Annotated in this window: 17 protein-coding genes and 2 pseudogenes; 10 read left to right on the forward strand and 9 right to left on the reverse strand. The window is 61.7% G+C overall.

Annotated elements, in window-relative coordinates:
- Positions 1 to 596: 596 nt before the first annotated feature.
- Complete coding sequence (locus GA0061098_RS35090; RefSeq protein ID WP_165637801.1) at positions 597 to 1,553, reverse strand: alpha/beta fold hydrolase; 957 nt, start codon at positions 1,551 to 1,553, stop codon at positions 597 to 599.
- Between the two features lie 342 nt (positions 1,554 to 1,895).
- Here GA0061098_RS35090 and GA0061098_RS35095 point away from each other — a divergent pair, with 342 nt between their 5' ends.
- Positions 1,896 to 2,078 carry a hypothetical protein gene (locus GA0061098_RS35095; RefSeq protein ID WP_038947516.1) on the forward strand — a complete coding sequence of 61 codons (183 nt, stop codon included), beginning with the start codon at positions 1,896 to 1,898 and terminating at the stop codon, positions 2,076 to 2,078.
- Positions 2,079 to 2,190: 112 nt separating this feature from the next.
- Here GA0061098_RS35095 and GA0061098_RS35100 read toward each other — a convergent pair whose 3' ends face one another.
- The 3 genes from GA0061098_RS35100 to ykgO form a co-directional block, all read right to left on the reverse strand.
- The gene (locus tag GA0061098_RS35100; protein ID WP_028140081.1) at positions 2,191 to 2,451 is read right to left on the reverse strand and encodes a hypothetical protein; all 261 of its coding nucleotides are present in this window, start codon (positions 2,449 to 2,451) and stop codon (positions 2,191 to 2,193) included.
- A gap of 140 nt (positions 2,452 to 2,591) precedes the next feature.
- Positions 2,592 to 3,224, reverse strand: coding sequence for a tetratricopeptide repeat protein (locus tag GA0061098_RS35105; RefSeq protein ID WP_091965977.1), 633 nt, complete (start codon positions 3,222 to 3,224; stop codon positions 2,592 to 2,594).
- A 107-nt stretch (positions 3,225 to 3,331) separates the two neighbouring features.
- On the reverse strand, positions 3,332 to 3,457 hold the full coding sequence (gene ykgO / locus GA0061098_RS35110; RefSeq protein WP_006611362.1) for a type B 50S ribosomal protein L36: 126 nt from the start codon (positions 3,455 to 3,457) through the stop codon (positions 3,332 to 3,334).
- 310 nt (positions 3,458 to 3,767) lie between these two features.
- On the opposite strand from ykgO, the gene GA0061098_RS35115 reads away from it, so the two are divergent.
- Complete coding sequence (locus GA0061098_RS35115; RefSeq protein ID WP_091965978.1) at positions 3,768 to 4,652, forward strand: amidohydrolase family protein; 885 nt, start codon at positions 3,768 to 3,770, stop codon at positions 4,650 to 4,652.
- A gap of 61 nt (positions 4,653 to 4,713) precedes the next feature.
- On the opposite strand, the gene GA0061098_RS35120 is transcribed toward GA0061098_RS35115, so the two are convergent.
- Complete coding sequence (locus tag GA0061098_RS35120; protein WP_165637802.1) at positions 4,714 to 5,448, reverse strand: SDR family NAD(P)-dependent oxidoreductase; 735 nt, start codon at positions 5,446 to 5,448, stop codon at positions 4,714 to 4,716.
- A gap of 148 nt (positions 5,449 to 5,596) precedes the next feature.
- Here GA0061098_RS35120 and GA0061098_RS35125 point away from each other — a divergent pair, with 148 nt between their 5' ends.
- The gene (locus GA0061098_RS35125) at positions 5,597 to 5,968 is read left to right on the forward strand and encodes a winged helix-turn-helix transcriptional regulator (protein ID WP_201759906.1); all 372 of its coding nucleotides are present in this window, start codon (positions 5,597 to 5,599) and stop codon (positions 5,966 to 5,968) included.
- Between the two features lie 463 nt (positions 5,969 to 6,431).
- Here the strand turns inward: GA0061098_RS35125 and GA0061098_RS35130 are convergent, their stop codons facing one another.
- On the reverse strand, positions 6,432 to 8,195 hold the full coding sequence (locus GA0061098_RS35130; RefSeq protein ID WP_091965981.1) for a caspase family protein: 1,764 nt from the start codon (positions 8,193 to 8,195) through the stop codon (positions 6,432 to 6,434).
- Between the two features lie 221 nt (positions 8,196 to 8,416).
- On the opposite strand from GA0061098_RS35130, the pseudogene GA0061098_RS44220 reads away from it, so the two are divergent.
- Positions 8,417 to 8,545 (forward strand): annotated as a pseudogene (locus GA0061098_RS44220) (haloacid dehalogenase type II); the annotation flags it as partial.
- Positions 8,546 to 8,733: 188 nt separating this feature from the next.
- Here the strand turns inward: GA0061098_RS44220 and GA0061098_RS35135 are convergent.
- Both GA0061098_RS35135 and GA0061098_RS35140 read right to left on the reverse strand, forming a co-directional pair.
- Positions 8,734 to 9,435, reverse strand: a complete 702-nt coding sequence (locus GA0061098_RS35135; protein WP_091965982.1) for an alpha/beta fold hydrolase — start codon at positions 9,433 to 9,435, stop codon at positions 8,734 to 8,736.
- 133 nt (positions 9,436 to 9,568) lie between these two features.
- Complete coding sequence (locus GA0061098_RS35140; protein ID WP_091965983.1) at positions 9,569 to 10,273, reverse strand: alpha/beta fold hydrolase; 705 nt, start codon at positions 10,271 to 10,273, stop codon at positions 9,569 to 9,571.
- 109 nt (positions 10,274 to 10,382) lie between these two features.
- On the opposite strand from GA0061098_RS35140, the gene GA0061098_RS35145 reads away from it, so the two are divergent.
- The 5 genes and pseudogenes from GA0061098_RS35145 (at position 10,383) to GA0061098_RS35165 (ending at position 14,342) form a co-directional block, all read left to right on the forward strand.
- Positions 10,383 to 11,306, forward strand: a complete 924-nt coding sequence (locus GA0061098_RS35145) for a LysR family transcriptional regulator (RefSeq protein ID WP_091965984.1) — start codon at positions 10,383 to 10,385, stop codon at positions 11,304 to 11,306.
- A 214-nt stretch (positions 11,307 to 11,520) separates the two neighbouring features.
- Positions 11,521 to 12,045, forward strand: a complete 525-nt coding sequence (locus GA0061098_RS35150) for a hypothetical protein (RefSeq protein ID WP_091965985.1) — start codon at positions 11,521 to 11,523, stop codon at positions 12,043 to 12,045.
- 168 nt (positions 12,046 to 12,213) lie between these two features.
- Positions 12,214 to 12,945 (forward strand): haloacid dehalogenase type II, encoded by a 732-nt coding sequence (locus GA0061098_RS35155; RefSeq protein WP_091965986.1) that lies wholly within the window; start codon positions 12,214 to 12,216, stop codon positions 12,943 to 12,945.
- Positions 12,946 to 12,986: 41 nt separating this feature from the next.
- Positions 12,987 to 13,454, forward strand: a complete 468-nt coding sequence (locus GA0061098_RS35160; RefSeq protein ID WP_091965987.1) for a YbaK/EbsC family protein — start codon at positions 12,987 to 12,989, stop codon at positions 13,452 to 13,454.
- Positions 13,455 to 13,513: 59 nt separating this feature from the next.
- Positions 13,514 to 14,342: pseudogene (locus GA0061098_RS35165) on the forward strand (adenylate/guanylate cyclase domain-containing protein).
- 68 nt (positions 14,343 to 14,410) lie between these two features.
- On the opposite strand, the gene GA0061098_RS35170 reads toward GA0061098_RS35165, so the two are convergent.
- On the reverse strand, positions 14,411 to 14,755 hold the full coding sequence (locus GA0061098_RS35170) for a hypothetical protein (RefSeq protein WP_091965988.1): 345 nt from the start codon (positions 14,753 to 14,755) through the stop codon (positions 14,411 to 14,413).
- A gap of 315 nt (positions 14,756 to 15,070) precedes the next feature.
- Here GA0061098_RS35170 and GA0061098_RS35175 point away from each other — a divergent pair, with 315 nt between their 5' ends.
- On the forward strand, positions 15,071 to 17,689 hold the full coding sequence (locus tag GA0061098_RS35175) for an autotransporter outer membrane beta-barrel domain-containing protein (protein WP_091965989.1): 2,619 nt from the start codon (positions 15,071 to 15,073) through the stop codon (positions 17,687 to 17,689).
- Positions 17,690 to 17,692 lie beyond the last annotated feature (3 nt).

The raw sequence follows: 17,692 nt of genomic DNA on the forward strand, positions 1-17,692 counted from the left end.
TCACTCGGCCTTCCCTGCGCGATGGCTGGACGGCTTATGCCGTGATCTCCCGGGAGCCGACCATTCCTTCTGGCCTCCCTCGCCCCGCGAATTTGGATGATGCAGTCTGCCCGGTTGGGCTCGCTCGCACCTTCGCAAGGACTTGACCGTAGCAACGACGGCCAGGACCACACGGTTTTGCCGTACGCACGGCCCGCCATTTCGCCGCAGTTTTCCCGGACCCCGTCGACGAAGCCGGAAACTTACAGACGAGACGAAGCCTAGCAGCGCCGTCGTCCGCACGAAGCCTCGGGCTCACAGGGACTACCCGCCCTGCCCGCGCCTCTCGTGCCGACGCTGCCGCGTCCACCGCAAGCCCGGCTCGCGATGCGTGACGACACATGATCGCCCCTCTTGGTGAGCCGGGATGGACGACACATACGACAAAACCGAATTTCGGCAAAGTGGAATATTTTTGGCGAAGCGGATTGACAGAGCGCGACACAGACCCGGTCCCGTAGCCCGGATGGAGCGCCAGCGTAATCCGGGACAGTGCGAGATGCGGGCGAGCCGCCCCGGATAGCGCTTCGCTCCATCCGGGCTACGGGAGCTTCGCTCTAATCGGCAGCCGCCTGCGCCGGGGCGATTTTCCCGATCATCGTCTCGATTTCCACCTTCACGAGCTCCGGCACGGCATTCTGCACCATGTGGCCGAGCTCGGGCAGCACGATCAGCTTCGCATTCGGCACCATGGCTGCGAACGGGCGCGCGTGGATGTTGGTCTTCACCGTCTTGTCGGGCTCTCCGGCGATGATCGTGACCGGCGCCGAGATCTCGCCATAGCGCGCGGCTTGCGCAGTCACCGCCTCCTTCAACGTCACCAGATCATAGGCATTGGCGATGAACTCGCGCGGGCGCAGCAGCAGCGGCGTCGCGGAATCCTGCACGAATCCATCCGGCATCATCTGCGGCAGGAACACGTTGCGCGCGCCGGGCTCGGCCAGAAAGTAGCCGAGCGGCAGGGTGATCGTGTAGGCGAGCAGCGGACCGATCACCGGCGTTGCGATGAACTCATTGTAACGGCCGACACCGCCGCGCCAGGGATGGGTGACGGGAGCGAGCATGACCAGGCCGGCGACGCGGCCGGGATGATCGAGCGCAATCCGCGCGCCGAGCGCGCCGCTCCAGGAATGGACGACGAAGACAGCACGCTCGACCCCGAGCTTGCCAAGCGCCTCGTCGATCATCCGCGCCTGGATCTGCGGCGTGGAATCCTGGCGCCGTGCGCGCGTGCTCCAGCCATGGCCGGGACGGTCGACCAGGATGACGCGATGGTCTTTGGCGAGCAGGTCGCCGAGCGGGCGCCGCATCGCTTCGAGATTGGAGCTGGCGCCGTGCAGCATCACGATCGGCAGGCCTGCATCGCGCGGACCGATATCGACGACGTGAAGCGTTGCGCCGTCGACCTCGACCATCCCGCCCTGCGGCGGAAAGGCGCGCTGCACGGCGACGATTCCAGCCTGCGTGACCAGCGCCAGCAGAACCAGCGCCGTCACGACTAACATCACGATCATGGAGAGAATCCGGGTGATCCTGGGCACAGGGCAGTTACGGGCGTTACGGGTGGCAGTTTCGCTTCGCCGGCTTTCCGGATTTGCGCCGAAACTGCCGGGGCTGTGGATATGTGCATAATTGAAGAACGTGAAAACTCAATAGAATCAACAATATTCCAGGAGGACACGCAAGCCTCGGAACAGCTTCATGGGGCCGTCATCGCGGCCTCCATATAATCGCCATGGTCGGTTCCGCCATCTAGGCGCGGGTGGGCGCCGATCCTCCTCGCAGGCCCAGGGCAACCTCAGGGGATGCGGGAAAGACCGGCAGGATTTGTCCTGATTTGAACCGGAGGATTTTCGATGAGCTTCAGATCGAACGACACTGCGATCGACGAGATCGTGGCGAGCTGCAACGGCGACCTGCGCGGTGCCGTGCGGGCGCTGCTGCTGATCAACGAGCATCTGGAATCGGAGCTTGCAAAGGCTTACGCCGCAGCCGCCGATCACGGCCTGGTCGAGCGCGGCGGCAACGCCCTGCACTAAAGTGCGGTGGACCGCACTTTAGGCTCTCTATCGAGCATGATCTTGTCGGAAAACCGCTGCACACTTTTCGCCAACGTGGCCCTTCGGGTCCGGATCATGCTTGGCACGCAGACTAGTTCGCTCCGTCCTCGTCCTTTTCCTCGTCCGGCGTAAGTGCGGGACAGGCGCGGATCGTCGAACGGGCAAGCTTGGCATCGGCCCTCGACTTGTAGGGACCGTCGCCGAACCAGATATCGCCGATGATCACGGGATTGCTGGTCACGATGTTGCACTTTCCGGTGGCGCGATTGCCGACCACCCAGAACAGTCCGTCGGCGAAGCTCACCGTCCCCGACGCAAGCAGCAAGCTACCCGCAAAGATCAAACGCTTCATGGCTTTTGCTCCTGCCATGCAGGTAGGCCTGCGGCGGCGCCGGCAATAGTCCTCACGATGCCGCGCTTCCGATCGTGGTTAATCGGCGCAGGCGGCCATCACTCGGAAGATGATCAAACTATCCGCGTCCGGATCGTGCGCTAGATATCCCGTCCCTCGACCTTCTCGGTCAACGCCTTGACCTGGTCGGGAATCTTTTCGAGATGCGGATTGACGGCGAGCGCCTTGCGATAGGCCTCGAGCGCGCGCTTCTCGTCGCCGACCTCCTGCATGATCATGCCGAGGCCTGCGAGCGCGCCGAAATGGCGCGGCTCCCGGATCAGCACCTGCTGGATATCGGCGAGCGAACGACCATAGTCGTTCTGCATGTAATGGAGCGTGGCGCGGCGGTTCCAGGCCTCGATGTAGTCGGGCCTGAGCTTGATGACCGAATCCAAGAGCTTGATCGCGACATCGATCTTCTTCGCATCGACTGCGGTCTTCGCCCGCGACATCAGCAAGGACGCCGTGTCGCTCGGGGTCTGCAGCCAGATCGCCCAGATCCGCGCCTCGACATGCTTGGCGCTGGCCTCGTCGGGCGCCGCCTTCAACGCGCCGAACAGGAATTCGAGATTCTTGGTGCGATCGACCTTGGGCAGCTTGGCCGGCGCCTCCGGGAGCTTCTTCTGCTTGCCGGGCGGCTCAACCTGCTGTGCCAGGGCCGGAGCAAGGCCGGAGGTTCCCAGCACAAGGGCCAGACACAAGGTGCGCGCGAAGAGGAATCTCACTGCCATGGTCAAAGTCTAAACGCGCAAAGCCGCCCTTGCAAAGCAAAGGCGGCGTCAAACTCGTGTGAGACCGTGGTCTTGCGGGGCGCGCGCGGGCGTCCGGCAGGGCAATATCAGCCCTGACGAGCCTTGAAGCGGCGCTGCACCTTGTTGATCACATAGACCCGGCCCTTGCGGCGGACCAGGCGGTTGGCGCGATGGCGACCGCGCAGCGATTTCAGCGAGTTACGGACCTTCATGGCGGAATCCTGAACGTTCGAAAGGCCGTGTTCGGCACTACCGTTTCGGCACGCGCGAATGTGGCAAAATGAGATTTTTCCCGCCGGCGGACGACCGCCCGGGACGGGGCGGTTCTTAAGGCATGGCGGGAGGTCATGTCAATGTTAACTGGCCCGTTCCGAACCGGCAAATTCGCGAAAACAACCCCATGCACCGTCAAAGCGGCCGGATCGGCCCGATTTATCGCTGGGGGAATCAGACCTTTCGACGACACCTTGCCAAATTCGTTATATCATATAATCAATTCGGCAACCCGTCGGGAGGAAACCCATGCCGAAGCTGAAGCTGCCCAATATCGACGATGTCGTCGCCATCGACATCCACACCCACGCCGAGGAGCCCTGCGGCTGCCACCCTGACGATGGCTATGACGATTTCCAGGCGCAGATGGCGGAGTATTTCAAGTCGCCGAACAAGCATCCGCCGACGGTGCCGGAGACCGCGGCCTACTACCGCTCCAAGAACATCGCCGCTGTGATCTTCCCGGTCGACGCCGAGCGCGAGACCGGCTTCCGCCGCTACAACAATTACGAGATGATCGAGGCCGCCTCCGACCATCTCGACGTCCTCATTCCCTTCGCCTCGATCGACCCGCACAAGGGCAAGCTCGGCGCACGCGAAGCGCGCAAGCTGATCGAGGAATACGGCGTGCGCGGCTTCAAATTCCACCCGACCATGCAGGGCTTCTACGCCAATGACCGCATGGCCTATCCGCTCTACGAAGAGATCAACAATGGCGGCGCGGTCGCGCTCTTCCACACTGGCCAGACCGGCGTCGGCTCGGGCATGCCCGGCGGCATGGGGATGCGGCTGAAATATTCCAACCCGATGTACATGGACGACGTCGCGGCTGATTTCCCCGACCTCAAGATCATCCTCGCCCACCCCTCCTTCCCCTGGCAGGAAGAGGCGCTGTCGGTCGCGACCCACAAGCCGAACGTTTACATCGACCTCTCCGGCTGGTCGCCGAAGTACTTCCCGCCGATCCTGGTGCGCTACATCAACTCGATCCTGCAGGACAAGATGCTGTTCGGCTCGGACTGGCCGGTGATCACACCGGACCGCTGGCTGTCGGACTTCGCCAAGATCGAGATCCGCGACGAGATCCGGCCGAAGGTGCTGAAGGCGAACGCCCGAAAACTGCTGGGGATCTGAAGCGCTTCTCAGCGCCGCGCATCGAGGGCTTCGGGTGACCGAAGCCCTCATGCTCGAAACGTCAGACCTGCGCCAGGCCGCCATCGACGAAGACCTCGCCGCCCGTCATGAAGCTGCTGTCCGAGGATGCCAGGAAGGCAGCCACCGCGCCTGTCTCGGAGGGATCGCCGACGCGCCCGATGGGCGTGGCACTTCCGAGCGCATCGAACGCTTCCTCGCCGACGATCTCCAGTGCCAGCTCCGTCTTGGTCGGCCCGGGCGACAGCACATTGACGCGGATGCCGGTGCCGCGCAGGTCCAGCGCCCAGCTCCGCGCCAGATTGCGGATCGCGGCCTTGGTCGCGCTGTAGATGCTGAACTGCGGCGTCCCCATCACGCCCGTGCTCGACCCGGTCAGGATGATCGACGATCCCTTCGTCATCAGCGGCAGGGCTTTCTGTACCGTGAAGACCAGCCCCTTCACATTGACGTCGAAGATATGATCGTAATGCTCGACCGTGATCTCGCCGAGCGGGGCGAACAACCCGGTGCCGGCATTGGCGAAGAGAATGTCGAGCCCGCCTCGTTCTTTCTTCACCGTCTCATAGAGCCGGTCGAGATCGGCCAGATCCGTCACCGAGCCCCTGACGGCTCGCGCCGAGGATCCGAGCTTCGCCACGGCGGCGTCGAGCTGCTCCTGCCGCCGGCCGAAGATGTAGACGAACGCGCCTTCGTCGATGAACCGTTTCGCCGCTCCAAATCCGATGCCGGTACCGCCGCCGGTCACCACTGCCGTCTTGCCTTGTAGTCTGCTCATGATGTGCTCCTTCACTGAGGTTGCACTGAGCTGGCGGCGTACCCACCTATCGACAAGTATGCACCTTTTGGTAAGTGCCCAAAAAATGTCAGACACGACTTTCCCGCCTGCACAGGCTCCAACACCGGTCCAGAGCTGCACGCCGACTTTGCCCGGCTTCACCTGCGGGTTAGATGCAACCCTGCGCGTCGTCTCCGGCAAGTGGAAGCCGCTGATCCTGTACTTCGTCGCCCAGGACGGCCCGACCCGCTACGGCGAGCTCCGGCGCGCCATCCGCGACGTCAGCGACAAGGTGCTGATCCAGCAGTTGAAGGAGCTGGAGGCCGACGGGCTCGTGAAGCGGACCGACTACAAGGAAGTGCCGCCGCGGGTCGACTACAGCCTCACCCCGTTGGGTCACAGCCTAGCCCAGGCTCTCGTGCCGCTCTGCACGTGGGGCACCGAGCACATGGCAGAAGTCAGCCAGGTCTTCGCCGAGCGAGCGACCTGGACGCGGCGAGGACGTCAGCCGACCGTCTAGCTTGAATGGTTGCATCGAACACCATGCAAACTCTACCTCTGCGTCTGCTTCCTATTAAAACGGTTGTTTAGACAGTTGGCTGGCGAACAATATTTGCGGTGTTTTGCAAAAGCCGAACCGTCCATGGCGCAACTTCCGGTGGGACATTGTCCGTTGTCAGAGCTCATCTTGGCTGATGGACTGTGCACCTGAGCCCTCGCTTCGACCGCAAACACCAGCGAACACATCACAATCAAAAGAACTGGAAAAATCCTCGACATCAACCGCCCCCTCGATTCAGCGTAAAGTCAGAGTTTACCTAAGAATTGGCTCGGAAAGAAAGCAAATCGATTATTGAGAGCATACGCCTTGCGCCTCGACCGTGGAACGTCTCCATCCATTTGAGCTGATGCAAGTTCAAAACGCGACTGCGCCGACAACAGCCCAACCACAAGCAACTTTCATTTTTCTCCGCCTTGGTGATTCAGCACGTCGGCTGCCGACTGCACCAGATTTTGGCTCTCTGCGGGTCCATCTGCTGAACAGCCCTTGCATAACATCCCGTGATGGGGCCCATGCATTTCTGATAGGTGCCGTTAGATAGAGCCGCATCAGCGCGCGTGACGGCGGAGGACGAAGAGGGTCTTACTTCGCGGTGCTGCATCTCTGGCTTTTTCTTTGCTTCAGGCGATGCTCCCTTCTTCTCGCACTCATTCTCGTCGTTCAGGACGTGGCCCTTGCGGCAGCTGATTTTCGTGCAGCGGTCCCCCTCTGCGCGGTAGCCGTTCTCGCAAATCAGCGGACATATTCGCCCGCCCTTGTTTTTGACAGCGTCGAGCGCGTCGGTAGTGGCGACGCTCACATTCAGTTTCATGCCCGCGTGCTTGTTGAAGAGGTCGAGGGCTTTCTGCGAGGGCTCACCCCAAACGCCGTCTACAACGCCCACATTGCATCCCACGCGACGTAGCTCGGCTTGCAGCGCGCGAGCTGTATCGGCGCTGATCTGCTCCGTCTCGACGGGAGGTGGTAGAGCAGCGACTTGCTGGTTCTTTTCTCGCGAGGCCTTCTCTCGAATTGCGAGTTCCCGTGCCGCGTTCTCCTGGGCTGTCAGACGAGCTCTTTCAGCGGCAGCAGCCTTGTCATGCTCGATCTGCTTGACCTTCTCGGCAGCGATGCGGGCCTCTTCAGCAGCCTTGGCAGCCGCAGCTGCTTTTTCTATCTCGAACTGTCTTGCACCTTCTGCGGCAAGTCGAACCCTCTCCTGCTCCGCTAGCCTCGCCTTTTCAGCGGCAGCTGCCCGCGCCTCTTCTGCGGCGATTTTTTTCGCGTGCGCTCTCGCAAGGTTGGCATAGAAGCCATCTGGATATTGAGACAGAAAAGCTTCCCAGCCATCGTGGGTGCCGAGTTGCAGCGCCAGCTCGTAGTCCCTTCGGATCGCCGTCTGAGGATCCGCCTGCGGTCCTGTTGGTGACGGCGCCGCCGCTGCCGGGACAAGCGAAAGATCATCGCCTCCAAGTGAGCCGTAGAGATATGGCTCTTGCCTATTGGCGGTAGACTTCAAGACTTCGTCGCGGACGTAACCAAAAGCCTTTCGCAGATCCAGGCCAGGCTTGGTAACGTGGTGAACCATCGCCGCCGTGAACGGACTATTCTTGCCATCACCATCCAGCGCTGTTGAACCTGCCTTTGATGCGAAGGCAATCAGGGTGTTGGGGCTTGACGGTTCTACCTTTGCGAGGCCGCGCCCAATCGCCCTGGAAGCGAGGGTCCGCTTCATCACCTTCGAGAACGGGCTGTCACGGCATGCGTCAAGAACCACCAGCCGCAACTTTTTCGCAGGCTCGATCGCTACTAACACCCGATCCAGCGACATTGCCTCGTCATAAATGTCAGTGTCACGTTCGAGGACAGCATCGATCGGGATGAGATAATTGACCCCATCAACCTCGATGCCATGACCTGCATAGTAAACGACCGCAACTTCGGCATCGCGGGACTGTTCGATAAAGTCCCGCAGCGCCCGCCTCATATCAGCTACTTTTAGGTCACGACGCAGGTCGACAAGATCGAAGCCGGCAGCCTTCAAGGTTTCCGCCACGAGTGCTGCGTCGCTGGAGGGATTGCCGAGCCGCGCGACCTTTTCATAAGCCGAGTTACCGATCACCAGCGCCACGCGGCGCTCGGCATGCGCCGAACCGCAGGTCAGCCAGATGAAAAAGAACAATGAAAACCAGCGAAGAGCGCCCATTGCAGGCCCCGATCAAATTGTGCGCAGCCTACGTCGAGCCTGATGAAAGGCAAGCATTGGCTCTGTGATGCTGATCACACTTCGATGCCATGCCCCTTTAGATCACAAGCTACCGATCATGCCTGCAGTGGCAAACTTCCGCTGTGCTTTGGTAAGCTGACGACAACGCGTACTCCCCTAAGCGGAGTTCTTGTGCCCACAATTGCCTGGAAGGACACCCAATGAGCATCAAAGCCGTCGTCTTCGACGCTTACGGGACGCTCTATGACATCCAGTCGGTCGCGGAGATTACCGAGGACGCGTTTCCGGGATACGGCGAGATCATCACGCAGGTCTGGCGCATCAAGCAGCGTAGGATGGGTTGAGCTCTTGCGAAACCCATCAAACTTGGTTCTCTCAATCAGATCGCACCAACGATTGCTTGGCTTCGGCCGTCGGGCGCTGGTTTCGCAAGAGCTCAACCCATCCTACGAACTGTCGCGAACAGAGGAGTGAAGCCGCCCTACGACGGCTTCGTCCATACCAACGCCGACTTCGATCAGCCTTTTTGAACGGCGGCTGCCGCCTTGCGAATGACGTCGATCACAACGTCGGGCCGGGAGAGCATCGGCACGTGGCTGCTCGCCACCTCCGTGACCGTCGCGCCCATGCGCTTCGAGACCCAGCGTTGCAAGTCGGGATGCACGGTGTGGTCATCAGTAGCCAGGATGTACCAGCTCGGCTTCAATCTCCACGCAACCTTGCCAGCGCTAAGCTTCTGCTGCTGGAACAGATCGGCGACGGGCGCATAATGGGTGGCCCATACCAGTTTCTGCTCAGCCTCGGAAAGGTCGCCGGCGAAAAACTCGGTGCCGTTCGGCAGCATCCAGGCACGACCGTCTGCGACCTCGACACGTGAGAAAATGTCCGACGGGAATTTGTTGAGCTGGTCTTGCACGGTCTCGCCCGCATCGGGCGCAACCGCTGCGATGTAGACGAGGCCAACCACGCGATCATCGGTGCCGGCGCCCGTGATGGTCGCTCCGCCATAGGAATGGCCGACGAGGAGGACCGGGCTGCCAACGCGGTTGAGCGTGCGCTTCACCGTCGCAAGGTCTTCTTCATAGGAGTCCAAACCATATTGGACGGCAATGACCTCGTGGCCATCCGCCTGCAACGCAGGAATGACCTTGCTGAAGCACGAGCCATCAGCCCAAATACCGTGACAAAAGACGATTGTTGGCTTCGATGTGGTGGACATGGGCACTCCTTAAGAGTCGCGATTGCACCCCAAATACTGTCGAAAGACGCAGCGACGTCTTTCAAGATCACCCGAATCGGCAGAACGGAGACGCCTTAAACGGCGTCCCCTTCGCGAGCGAAGTGTCATTTATTCATTTCGACTGACCGCCTTGAACGGCCGCAGCAGCCTTGCGAATGACCTCGATGACCACGTCAGGCTGCGAGAGCATGGTGACATGGCTGCTGTCGGTCTCGACGGTGATCGCATTCATGCGCTTCGCCAGAAAACGCTGAAGATCGGGATGCACGGCCTGGTCCTTTCGGGCGAGGATGTACCAGCTCGGCTTGGACTTCCAGGCGACTTCATCGAGATTTTGCTGCTCGAGCAGGTCGGCGGCCGGCGGGTAGTGGGTCGCCCACACCAGCTTCTGCTCGTGCTCGGGAAGGTCTCCCGCGAAGTACTTGACGCCTTCCGGCTTGATCCAGACCCGTCCGCCCGCGACCTCGATGTGGGAGAATATCTCCGTGGGGTATTTGTTGAGCTCGCTCTGTACGGTCTCATGCACATCCGGAACGACGGCAGCGATATAAACCAGGCCAGCAACGCGGCCGTCGGTCCCCGCGCCCGTGATGGTGGCTCCTCCATACGAGTGACCGACAAGGATTGAGGGGCTGCTGACCCGTCCCAGCGTGCGCTTCACGGTCGCCACGTCATCCGCATAATTATTGAGCCCGTATTGGACGGCGATCACCTCGTGACCGTCGGCCTGCAAAGCGGGGATGACCTTGCTGAAGCAGGAGCCATCGGCCCAGAGGCCGTGACAGAACACGATGCTAGGCTTGGAGGTTGTCGACATTCTTCCTTGTCCCTTAATGGTTTGAAACTGCGCGAAGCTAAATCCCCCTTCTGTTGATGACTAAGACCTTGTACGCTCGGAGCTATGCCTCAAAGATATACGAGGGCGAATGGAACTTCGGCATTTGCGCTATTTCGTTGCCGTGGCGGAGGAAGGCAGCTTTTTGACTGCTGCCCAGCGGCGGCTGAACACATCGCAGCCGTCTTTGAGTCGACAGGTTCGCGATCTGGAAAACGAGGTTGGCGTACAGCTATTGGAGCGCCAGGCCCGCGGCGTGACGCTGACAGCCGCAGGAAGAGTGTTTCTCGATCACGCTCGGCTAGCGCTCTTGCAAGTCGAGGCGGCGACTGATGGTGCCCGGCGGACGGCCGAACCGCAACGACCCGCGCTTTCCATGGGATTCCTGGTTGGATTGGAGGTCATGTGGCTACCCCATCTGTTGCGGATCCTCCGCGAAGAAGCACCCGAGGTCGAAGTCACGCTCTGCACTCAATCCTCCCCGGAACTCACGCTCGCGTTGATGCGAGGAAAGTTGGATGTCGCCTTCCTTCGACCTGAGAAGGAGAGCGCGGGTCTAATCTTCAAGATGCTGGCGAAGGAGCCCTTGATTGCTGTGCTTCCGGCTGACCATCGCTTGGCCTCTCGCAAAAGGATTCGGCCGCAAGATCTCGCCCGGGAAATTTACGTCAGTTCGGCAAGAACCTCTCCGGTGCTGCAAGCCGCCATTGATGATTATGCATCCAAGATTGGGATCACGCTCAAGGCAAAGTACGAAGGCGAGAATATATCGTCGGCGATGTCGCTCGTAGCATCCACAGGCGGAATTAGTCTTGTTCCCCTCTATGCGCAGAATATGCTGGCACCCAACGTTGTTGCCAGAGCGCTCGAGGGAGGAACGCCAACGGTCGATTTAGCCCTGGGGTTCAATCAGACAAATTCCTCTCCGTTGCTTCAACGGCTTTTGTCTCGCGCAGATGAATTGATCGCAAGCGTTCAGAATCAGAGCATCATCCGCTATGCCGAAGTTCAATAATTGGCGGTCGGCAGGCTGGGTTGAACTCTTGCGAAGTCCATCAGACTTCGTTCCCTCAATCAGACCGCACCGATGATTGCATGGCGCCGACCGTCAGGCGATGGGTTTCGCAAGAGCTCAACCCATCCTACGAACTACTGGCTTAAAGGGCCGCTTGGAGAATTGCACTTTGATACGGTTCAGAAGGTTAATCGTCGTTTTAGGTGTTCTCCTGGTGTCGGTGGGCGCCGTGGCGCTCGGACGCAGGGCCTATGTTGAGGCGATCGGCACCGATAAGATAGATTACCGCGGCGAGAAGATCCGACTGTCAAAGAAGTACGTCGATTACGACGACTACAAGAACGATCCGGCCAACCTTGCAGCTTCGGAGATTCCGCGCGTTGAGAGGCTGATGACAGATGCGCAGGTTGGCCCGGATTTCGCGGATTGGCATGACGCCGCGCATCAGCTCATCAATATCAAGTTTCCGGGCTACGGCATGGCAAGCGGTGAAAACGTTGTCGCCGCCGGACGAGAGTTTGCCGTCCGATTCATGGAAATCCCGCAAGTCGCGAAGGAACGCTATTTCGTTCTCGAAAAGCTGGCAGGGGGGACGTTCCGTCTGGTTGATGATTTCGTGGCCGAGCGCGACCCTGGGTCGGCCTATGCCCCAATATCCTCCATTCACCTCGTTAGCGGCAGACTGGTTTATGCCGACCGCAACGGCAAGATTGTCCGCGAGACGCCTGTAGCACGCTGAGAAGCCGCGTTCATTCAATCTACCGCTCACAAGGAATGGAGTCCGCTATGGGGTCGAGAGCCACCGATTACCCTCAAAGTCGCAAACTTCCGCTGAACGCTGGTAAGTTGACGACACGAGCACATCCCCAGAGGATCCTGTGACCACAACGGCCCGAAAGGACACCCAATGCCCACCAAAGCCGTCGTCTTCGACGCCTACGGAACGCTCTACGACATTCAATCAGTCGCAGAGGTCACCGAGGACACGTTTCCGGGCTATGGCGAGATCATCACGCAGGTCTGGCGCATCAAGCAGCTCGAATACACCTGGCTGCGCTCGCTGATGCGGCGCTACCAGGATTTTGCCGCGGTCACGCGCGACTCGCTGGCCTATACGCTGCGCGTGCTCGGGCTGGCTTATGAGAGCAAGGCGTTCGAGCGAGTGATCGAGAAATATCTGCATCTCGACCTCTATCCGGATGCGACAAGCGCGCTTGCAGCCCTCAAGCCGCGTAAGCTTGCCATCCTCTCCAACGGCAGCCCGGACATGCTGAATGCACTGGTGCGCAACTCCGGCCTCGATCGTCTGCTCGATGCCACCATCAGCGTCGATGCCAAGAAGATCTTCAAGCCGAGCCCGGAGGCCTACATGCTGATCCGGGAAGTGCTCGGCACCGCACCGAGCGAGACTCTGTTCGTGTCCTCCAACCCCTGGGACGTGGCGGGCGCGAAAGCGTTTGGACTGAACGTCGCCTGGATCGAGCGGGTGACGCCGGAGGCGATGGCGCTGGCTTGCGTCGAGAACGAACTCGTGGCACCGCTGACCATGTTCAAGGCGATCCGCACCCAGATGGACGAGCTTGGCTTTGCGCCGGATCATCGTGTCCGGGCGCTCTCCGAGCTGCCAGGGATTGCTTAGGCATCGCCGCCCGCCCGTAAGTCTGGAATGAGCTGCCCGGAATGAGCCTGGAATCCGTTCGCGCCTTCTTCGCCGAGAAAGCCCCCGACATCTCCGTCATGGAATCCCCGATCAGCTCGGCGACGGTGCCGCTGGCCGCCGAAGCCTATGGCGTCGAGCCCGGAATGATTGCCAAGACGCTGAGCTTGCGCATCGGCGAACGCGTGATCCTGATCGTGGCCGCCGGCACCTCGCGCATGGACAACAAGAAGGTCAAGGCGCAGTTCGGCGGCAAGCCGAAGATGCTGGGGCTGGAGGAGGTCGCCGACATCACCGGCCACGAGGTCGGCGGCGTCTGCCCGTTCGGCCTGAAGTCGCCGCTCCCGATCTATTGCGACGTCTCCCTGAAGGCTTTCAACGTGGTGGTCCCGGCCGCAGGCTCGACCCACAGCGCGGTGCGCATCACGCCCGACCGGATGGCCGAGCTGACCGCCGCCGAATGGGTCGACGTCTGCGAGGTCAGGCCGTAGGGCGGCACCGGACACGATGCCTGATGCATTTGCCGATCAGGGAGGCTAGCATAGCGCCGATGACCGACGACAAGGTGAAACGACGACTGACCACCGTGCTGTGCGCTGACGTGTACGGCTATTCTCGTCTCATGGAAGCAGACGAGACCGGAACGTTGGAGACGCTCCGGCGCTACCGCACCGCCATCGCGCGATTGGTCGAGCGCCATGACGGCCGCATCGTGAATACCTGGGGCGATGCCGTAATCGCCGAGTTCGCCAGCGTCGTCGAGGCCGTGCAATGCGCAGTCGAAATTCAGCAGGAGATCTCCAGTCAGGCTGCGGACGCGCCGCAGGCGAGCCCGATGCGGTTTCGCATCGGCATTAACCTCGGCGATGTGATGGTGGACGGCTCCGACATCTATGGCGACGGGGTCAATATCGCATCACGGCTGCAAGAGCTAGCCGAGCCCGGCGGCGTCGTGATCTCGAGCTCCGTCTATGACCAGGTGCACAACAAATTGTCCGTTGGCTTCGACTGTCTCGGCCAGCGTCCCCTGAAGAACATCGCGCCCCTGACCAGCTATCGGCTGACCCTGGGCGGCCAAGCCGCCGCACAGGGGAGCTTCCCGTGAGGAAAGCGCAACTCCCTCAGAGCGAACGCGTGCTCCGCGGATGGACGACAGGCGCGAGCTGACTTCGGCGCCGAATGTCGTTTCGGAGTGGCTGGCAAAGCTGCCCCGCCCGCTTGCAACGGCCCTCACGGTGTCGGCCTTCCTGATTCTGATCAATCTTTTCACTGGCAGCAAGATCTGGTTCCATTGGCCCGTCGCAGCCATTCTCTTCGGTGTCGTCCTGCGGATGGTGCTTGGACAACGACCTGAATCGGACAGCAAGACGGAGCGCTGAACGGGGCGGCACGACGCGTCGTCGCGCCGTCCTCGGCGCAATTTTCCGGATCATGCGCCCTTCAGAGCCTAATCGTCGTAATCGTCATAGGGACGCTGCGGAGGTGGCGGCGGCGCATTGTTATAGCGCGGCGGTGCGGCGCGGTTGCGCGGGACCTGCTGCTGCGGCGGCATCTGGTTGTTGGACTGGAACACGGCGCGGCAGCCGCTCGACAGCTGCGGCGTATTCTGCTGCAGGCAGGCGGTGATCCGGCTCACGTCCGGAATCTGGTCGCTGCACAGACGCCAGACGTCCGGCGTACATGCCATCTGCTGTTCCATGGTGCCGCGATATTCCTGGGCGAATGCAGCGCCCTGCGCGACGATGCCGCCGACCGCGAGCGCCACACCCAGCGCAATCCGCTCTGTTCGCATGTCCCGATCCTTCTTAATTCCCATCGATTTTCATCAATCAATGAGGCAGGACCCGGTTCTGAACCAACAACAAAATGTGAAAATGGCTTCGGAACCCAATTCACCCTCGATATTCGGGTTGCCCGCAACGTCATCCCCCCCTGCGCTTTTGTCCACCTGCCCGAGGCGATATCGGCGCCACGGTCCGTGGCACCGCCGCAACAGGGCCAGCGCAAACCGGCGGCTTGCGCCTTTGGCCATAGGGCATTTCGCATAACGCCAAGAACCGCGGCGACGGCCCCGCTAGCAATTGCGCTGGAATGAGGGAATCCGTCGATGCCGACTGCAATACCGGCCTGTGCGCGAAACACCACAACGGCCGCCATCCTGCGGAACAGGCTGCTCGTGACCACGGCGCTGGCGCCGCTGGTGCTTGCCGCACTGCCCGTCCTTACAGCCGTCCCGGCGCGCGCGGCCTGCACCGTGGCCGGCACCGGCGCAATCGGCGCGCTCAATTCGGGCGACGTTGCGACCTGCACCGGCCTCGGCAACACCGACCACATCAACGCCACCGGCCGTAGCAACGTCACGGTCAATATCGGCGACGGCACGTTGACTTCGCTGCTGCCCGGCGCCGGGATTCCCGCGGTCGTTTTCGACAGCACCATCGGCTCGCGCGTCACCGTCAGCGATCAGGCGACGGCCTCGACCTACAGCGGGGCGGTTCTGCTCTCCAATGGATCGATCCACAACAATGTGACGATCGCGGCCGGCGGGATTGCGGAGGGGACGGGCAATGCCGAAGCGGCCATCGTCATCGATAATTCGGACGACAATCTCGTCAACATTCGCGGGACGGCGGTCGGCACCGGAGGAAACACGACGGGACTGCGCATCAGCGGGACGTCGAGTGGCAATGTCGTCCTCGTCTACGACAGCGGATCGATCGGCGGCGGTCATACCGGCGTGCAATTCATCGCCGGCGGCAATACACTCATCAATGGCGGCACGATCTCCGGCGGCTTCTTCATCGCCATCCAGGGTTCTTCCGGCAGCGACACCATCTTCAACTCCGGCACCATCTCGGGCGGCGGCAGCGGAGCGATCGAGCTGAATGGGGGCGATGATCTGCTCGGCCTCGCTCCGGGCGCGACGATCACCGGGAATGTTCGCGGCGGGAGCGGTACCGACACGCTGAACTTCGGCAGCATCGGCAGCGCTTCGTTCGACCTCGGCAATCTCGGCCCCGGGCTGCAATATGACGAGTTCGAGCAACTGAAGAAGAACGGCAACTCCGTCTGGACCTTGACCGGCGCCACCGCCTTCAACGGCGCGACCACGGTGGATGCCGGCGGCTTGATCGTGAACGGCACGTTGCCCTCCGTGGTCACCGTCAACGGCGGCTATCTCGGCGGCACCGGCACGGTCGGCGGCATCGTCGTCAACAATGGCGGCACGATCGCGCCCGGCAATTCGATCGGGACCCTCAATGTCAGCGGCAACGTGACCTTCAACGCCGGCTCGACCTTTCGGGTCGAGTTCAATCCCGGCGGCCAGTCCGACAAGATCGCGGCGACCGGGACGGCGACGCTCAATGGCGGCACGGTGCAGATCGTGCCGCTCGGCGCCGGATTTCTCGCCAACACCCAATATACGATCCTCACCGCGACCGGCGGCGTCACCGGCACGTTCGCGACGCTCACGACCTCGGGCAGCCCGCTGGTCTCGGGGCAGCTCAGCTATGACGCCAACAATGTCTACTTCCTTCTGCAACAGATCGGCGGCTTCGGCACGCTGTCGGGCCTGACGCCAAACCAGACGGCGGTGGCCGGCGCGCTGGATCAGGCGCAGTCTGGCGGCGCATCGGGACCGCTCGGCACCGCGATCAATACGCTCGCCGCGCTCAACACATCAGGCATCAAGGCCGGCCTCGACGATCTCGCCGGGCAGATTCACGCCGATGGTCGCCGCTTCACCGCGGACCAGGCCGACATGTTCCAGAGCTTCATGTGGAACGCCGGCACGCAGTCGCGCGGCGAGAGCGTGCGGATGTCAGCCACAGCTTACGCCCCGGAGCCGGCGGACCCGATCGGCAAGGCGCTGCGTGGTCGCCGCGCTGCACCGGTGCAGAGCGTCTGGTTCGGCGGCTACGGAAATTGGGACAAGGTGGCGGCGAGCAACATTGCTTTCGGGACCAGCACGGCCGTTGGCGGCGCGGCCCTCGGCGCCGATCTCTGGAACCTGCCGGGCTTCACCGCCGGCCTTGCGATCGGCGCATCGACCGGTCAACTGCGCATGGCGGGCCGGGCCGACCGCATCGACGCCAATGCCGGTCATGCCGGCTTCTACGCACGCGGTGAAGCGGGAGGATTCAATCTCGCATCCGCCATCAGCTATTCCTTCGCGGCGCTGGAATCCTCGCGCACGATCTCGTTCCTGGGACAGACTGCAACCGCTTCCTCGCGGGCGAATACCTTTGCCGCTTCGTTCGGCATCGCACGTCCTTTCGAGACCGGATGGGGCTTTACGGCCGAGCCGTTCGCCAAGGCCGACTGGTATTCAACGCGCCAGGGCAGCTTCTCCGAGACCGGCGCGCCCGGCGTCAATCAGCTGGTGCGCGCCGGCAGCTTCGACGTCGGCTACGGCACGGCCGGCTTGCGCACCCATCACCGCATGATGATGCCGAACGGTCACGCGGCGCAGTTCGGCGCGACACTTGCCGTACGCCATGAGTTTTCCGGCAACGCAGCAACCATTACGGCTGCGCTCGAAGGCGCGCCCGGCATTCCGTTCGCGATCACCGGCGTCGAGCGCGCACGCACGGTGGCGCTCACCGGCGCCGAGATCCGATGGGACCTCACGGCCGCAACATCGTTCAAGGCATCCTACGAGGGTGCGTTCGCGCCGGGATACGACCGGCATAACCTGCGGGGCGTGGTCCACAGTGAATTCTGAACG

This window comes from Bradyrhizobium shewense (assembly GCF_900094605.1).
Taxonomy (GTDB): Bacteria; Pseudomonadota; Alphaproteobacteria; order Rhizobiales; family Xanthobacteraceae; genus Bradyrhizobium; species Bradyrhizobium shewense.

What these genes read in the sequence shown, in the direction of transcription:
- GA0061098_RS35135 (WP_091965982.1), bottom strand. Translation starts at nt 9,435, where the DNA reads ATGTCCACCACATCGAAGCCAACAATCGTCTTTTGTCACGGTATTTGG.
- GA0061098_RS35155 (WP_091965986.1), top strand. Translation starts at nt 12,214, where the DNA reads ATGCCCACCAAAGCCGTCGTCTTCGACGCCTACGGAACGCTCTACGAC.
- GA0061098_RS35100 (WP_028140081.1), bottom strand. Translation starts at nt 2,451, where the DNA reads ATGAAGCGTTTGATCTTTGCGGGTAGCTTGCTGCTTGCGTCGGGGACG.
- GA0061098_RS35090 (WP_165637801.1), bottom strand. Translation starts at nt 1,553, where the DNA reads ATGATCGTGATGTTAGTCGTGACGGCGCTGGTTCTGCTGGCGCTGGTC.
- GA0061098_RS35160 (WP_091965987.1), top strand. Translation starts at nt 12,987, where the DNA reads ATGAGCCTGGAATCCGTTCGCGCCTTCTTCGCCGAGAAAGCCCCCGAC.
- GA0061098_RS35140 (WP_091965983.1), bottom strand. Translation starts at nt 10,273, where the DNA reads ATGTCGACAACCTCCAAGCCTAGCATCGTGTTCTGTCACGGCCTCTGG.
- GA0061098_RS35095 (WP_038947516.1), top strand. Translation starts at nt 1,896, where the DNA reads ATGAGCTTCAGATCGAACGACACTGCGATCGACGAGATCGTGGCGAGC.
- GA0061098_RS35170 (WP_091965988.1), bottom strand. Translation starts at nt 14,755, where the DNA reads ATGCGAACAGAGCGGATTGCGCTGGGTGTGGCGCTCGCGGTCGGCGGC.
- GA0061098_RS35120 (WP_165637802.1), bottom strand. Translation starts at nt 5,448, where the DNA reads ATGAGCAGACTACAAGGCAAGACGGCAGTGGTGACCGGCGGCGGTACC.
- GA0061098_RS35175 (WP_091965989.1), top strand. Translation starts at nt 15,071, where the DNA reads ATGCCGACTGCAATACCGGCCTGTGCGCGAAACACCACAACGGCCGCC.
- GA0061098_RS35115 (WP_091965978.1), top strand. Translation starts at nt 3,768, where the DNA reads ATGCCGAAGCTGAAGCTGCCCAATATCGACGATGTCGTCGCCATCGAC.
- GA0061098_RS35130 (WP_091965981.1), bottom strand. Translation starts at nt 8,195, where the DNA reads ATGGGCGCTCTTCGCTGGTTTTCATTGTTCTTTTTCATCTGGCTGACC.
- GA0061098_RS35105 (WP_091965977.1), bottom strand. Translation starts at nt 3,224, where the DNA reads ATGGCAGTGAGATTCCTCTTCGCGCGCACCTTGTGTCTGGCCCTTGTG.
- ykgO (WP_006611362.1), bottom strand. Translation starts at nt 3,457, where the DNA reads ATGAAGGTCCGTAACTCGCTGAAATCGCTGCGCGGTCGCCATCGCGCC.
- GA0061098_RS35145 (WP_091965984.1), top strand. Translation starts at nt 10,383, where the DNA reads ATGGAACTTCGGCATTTGCGCTATTTCGTTGCCGTGGCGGAGGAAGGC.